Here is a 3,636-nt window from a genome sequence, read left to right as displayed (position 1 = left end):
ACCCCCGGTGGGTAATACACCACCAGCGTCCGAACCCACCCACCACCAGCGAAAACACAACCAAGATCAAACTAGCCGCGAAACTCCCGCTAGGCTGTGGATAACGCCGTGGGCAGGGCATCCGCTGAGCGCCCGCGGGCGCCCCGACCTAAGGTAAAACGGGTAATAGCGATATGGATAACTCCAGGTCGGGGGCGATGAAGGATCTTCACCCGACGGGCAGTACGCTCGTACTGCTAAGCATGTGTTTCGGGAGAGGAGCGCCGGCCGATGGCGAAAATCAAGGTCACAAACCCGGTCGTGGAGCTCGACGGCGACGAGATGACCCGGATCATCTGGAAGCAGATCCGGGAGCAGCTGATCCTGCCCTATCTCGATGTCCCCCTCGAGTACTACGACCTGTCGATCCAGTACCGTGACGAGACCGACGACCAGGTGACGATCGACGCGGCCAACGCCATCAAGCGGCACGGCGTCGGCGTCAAGTGCGCCACCATCACGCCGGACGAGGCGCGGGTGGAGGAGTTCGGGCTCAAGAAGATGTGGCGGTCGCCGAACGGCACGATCCGCAACATCCTCGGCGGTGTGGTCTTCCGCGAGCCGATCATCATGGAAAACGTTCCGCGGCTGGTGCCGGGCTGGACCAAGCCGATCATCATCGGCCGGCACGCCCACGGCGACCAGTACAAGGCGACCGACTTCGTCGCCCCGTCGGCCGGCAAGTTCACCATGACGTTCACGCCCGAGGACGGTTCGGCGCCGATCGAGTTCCTGGTCGCCGACTTCCCGGCGGGCGGCGTCGGCATGGGTATGTACAACTACGACGAGTCGATCCGCGACTTCGCGCGCGCCTCGTTCCGGTACGGCCTGGCCCGCAACTACCCGGTCTACCTGTCGACGAAGAACACCATCCTCAAGGCGTACGACGGTCGCTTCAAGGACCTGTTCGCCGAGATCTTCGAGACCGAGTTCGCCGACCAGTTCAAGGAGGCCGGCCTCACCTACGAGCACCGGCTCATCGACGACATGGTCGCGGCCGCGATGAAGTGGGCGGGCGGGTACGTCTGGGCCTGCAAGAACTACGACGGTGACGTGCAGTCCGACACCGTGGCGCAGGGCTTCGGCTCGCTCGGCCTGATGACCTCGGTGCTGATGACGCCGGACGGCAAGACCGTCGAGGCGGAGGCCGCGCACGGCACGGTCACCCGGCACTACCGGCAGTGGCAGAAGGGCGAGAAGACCTCGACCAACCCGATCGCCTCGATCTTCGCCTGGACCGGCGGCCTCAAGCACCGCGGCGTGCTCGACGGCACCCCCGAGGTGACCGAGTTCGCCAAGACGCTCGAGCAGGTCTGCGTCGACACCGTCGAGGCCGGTCAGATGACCAAGGACCTCGCGCTGCTGATCTCGCGCGACGCCCCGTGGCTGACCACCGACGAGTTCATGAACGCGCTGGACGAGAACCTGGCCCGCAAGCTCGCCTGATCTCGCACTTGTTGCAGCGGCCGCCGGCTTTGCCGGCGGCCGCTCTGCATTTCACCCGTGGCACGAAAGGTGGGTTCTTCGTCGTTGCGGTCATGAGGGGTACGCCGTGACGATCAGTCCATGGCTCATCACGTGCAGATCGTCCTCTTCGACGGGGTGCAGAGCCTCGACGTGACCGGGCCGCTCGAGGTGTTCGCGAACGCCGGGGGATACCAGGTCACGACCGCTGGTGCCGGCGGTGCTCCGATCCGTACATCAAGCGGCTTGGTCTTGACTCCCGACGGCGCGCTGGGCGCGGCAACCAGCGGAACCCTCGTCGTGCCCGGCGGTGACGGCACCCGCCGGCCGCAACCCGAGGTGGTCGCCTGGCTGCGTGCGCAGGGGCACCGGCCGGCCCGGGTCATGTCGGTGTGCACCGGCGCGTTCCTGCTGGCCGAGGCCGGTCTCCTGGATGGCCGCCGGGCCACCACGCACTGGCAGTACTGCGACTCGCTGGCCGAGCGGCATCCGCGGGTCGAGGTCGATCCGTCGCCGATCTTCGTGCGGGACGGCCGGATCGCTACTTCCGCCGGTGTCACCACCGGCATCGATCTCGCTCTCGCGCTGGTTGAAGAGGATCTTGGGCGCGATGTTGCGCTGGCCATCGCGCGCGGGTTGGTGATGTTCCTGCGGCGGCCGGGTGGGCAGAGCCAGTTCAGCGCTCAGATGTCGGGGCAGGTCGCTCAGCGTGAGCCGTTGCGCGAGGTGCAGCGGCTTATCGCCGACCATCCTTCGGCCGATCTCTCGGTGCCTGCCCTGGCCGCTCGGGCCAATCTCTCGCCGCGCCAGTTCAGCCGGGCGTTCACCGCGGAGATCGGCATGTCGCCGGGGCGTTATGTGGATCGGGTTCGTCTGGAGACCGCTCGTCGCCTCCTTGAGGACACCGCCCTCGGTGTCGCCGAGATTGCTCGTCAGGTGGGCTACGGCCCCCCGGAAACCATGCGCCGGGCCTTTCTGCAGGCCGTCGGCGTCAACCCGGCGGAATACCGCCGTCGTTTCTGAGAGGCAACTTCATGAAGATCAATCTGCTTTTGTACGGCGGGATGACGGCTCTCGACATCGTCGGTCCCTATGAGGTGCTGAGTCGGCTGCCTGGCGCTGAGGTGTTGTTCGTGGCGGAGAAGGTTGGGCCGGTGCGCGCCGATACCGGGGTGTTGTCGCTGGTGGCCGATGCTGCTCTGGACGAGGCGCTGGCGGCTGATCTGGTGGTCGTGCCTGGGGGGCGTACGCCGCCGCTGGTGCCTGGGGTGCTGCATGAGTGGCTGCGGGGTGCTGATGCCGTGTCCACCTGGACGGCTTCGGTCTGTGTCGGGTCGCTGGTTCTGGGGGCGGCTGGGCTGCTTCGTGGGCGCCGGGCCACCTCGCACTGGCTGACGCTGGACAGGCTGCCTTTCTATGGTGCTGTTCCGGTTGCTGAGCGGGTCGTCATTGACGGCAAGTACGCCACTGGCGCTGGGGTTTCTGCCGGTATCGATATGGCTTTGGAACTGGTGGGTCGGGTGGCTGGTCCGGAGGTGGCTCAGTCGATTCAGCTGGGTATCGAATATGACCCGCGGCCGCCGTTTTCGGCTGGGTCGCCGGGTGCGGCGCCTCTGCCGATTGTCGCGTTGCTTCGGCGGAACCGGGACATGATCGTGCGGTTGGGGTAAGCATGCGGCAAATTGCATGTTTGTTTCCGTAACCGTGGGTTATGGGGGTCGTTTTTTACAGCGAAACGGTTGGTTGCGGTGCTGGGGGGTTCGCCCACCGATGGCTGCCTTGTCCCGGGCGCCGGTCGGTTCTCCTGGCTGATTACGCGGCCAGTCCCTTCCCCTGCGGGGGGCTCTGTCCCGGGCCCCCCGCCCCTAAGTTTTTGGGCTTTGCGGGTTGCTTGCGGGGTGCGGGGCTGGGGTGGGTGGCGCACTCACTGGGCGCGGGGCTGGGGTGGGTGCATGCGGCTGCTGAGCTTGATGGCTTCGCTGCGCTCAGCGGGCGATTGCCCCTGGGGAGTTGATGAGCAGGCAGCCGATTTCCCAACGCCGCACACCCCGCGGCGTCGGGAAATCGGCTGCCTGCTCATCAACGGGGCAATCGCGGGTAGTTCCGTGAATCGGGGCCTCTGGAAAACGTAGA

General features: G+C 66.3%; 3 protein-coding genes. All 3 read left to right on the top strand.

The features are described 5' to 3' along the window. Positions 1 to 270 precede the first annotated feature (270 nt). Positions 271 to 1,485, top strand: coding sequence for an NADP-dependent isocitrate dehydrogenase (locus AB0E90_RS51480; RefSeq protein WP_360421169.1), 1,215 nt, complete (start codon positions 271 to 273; stop codon positions 1,483 to 1,485). 120 nt (positions 1,486 to 1,605) lie between these two features. Further along, entirely contained in the window at positions 1,606 to 2,526 is a 921-nt protein-coding gene (locus AB0E90_RS51475) for a GlxA family transcriptional regulator (protein WP_360421167.1), read from the top strand. A gap of 11 nt (positions 2,527 to 2,537) precedes the next feature. Continuing rightward, positions 2,538 to 3,173 (top strand): DJ-1/PfpI family protein, encoded by a 636-nt coding sequence (locus AB0E90_RS51470; RefSeq protein ID WP_360421166.1) that lies wholly within the window; start codon positions 2,538 to 2,540, stop codon positions 3,171 to 3,173. Positions 3,174 to 3,636: the final 463 nt, after the last annotated feature.

Origin of the sequence: Actinoplanes sp. NPDC026619, assembly GCF_040638295.1 — a bacterium.
Lineage (GTDB): Bacteria > Actinomycetota > Actinomycetes > Mycobacteriales > Micromonosporaceae > Actinoplanes.
Note: the sequence above shows the minus strand (reverse complement) of the source record. Positions and strands in the feature narration are given on the sequence as shown.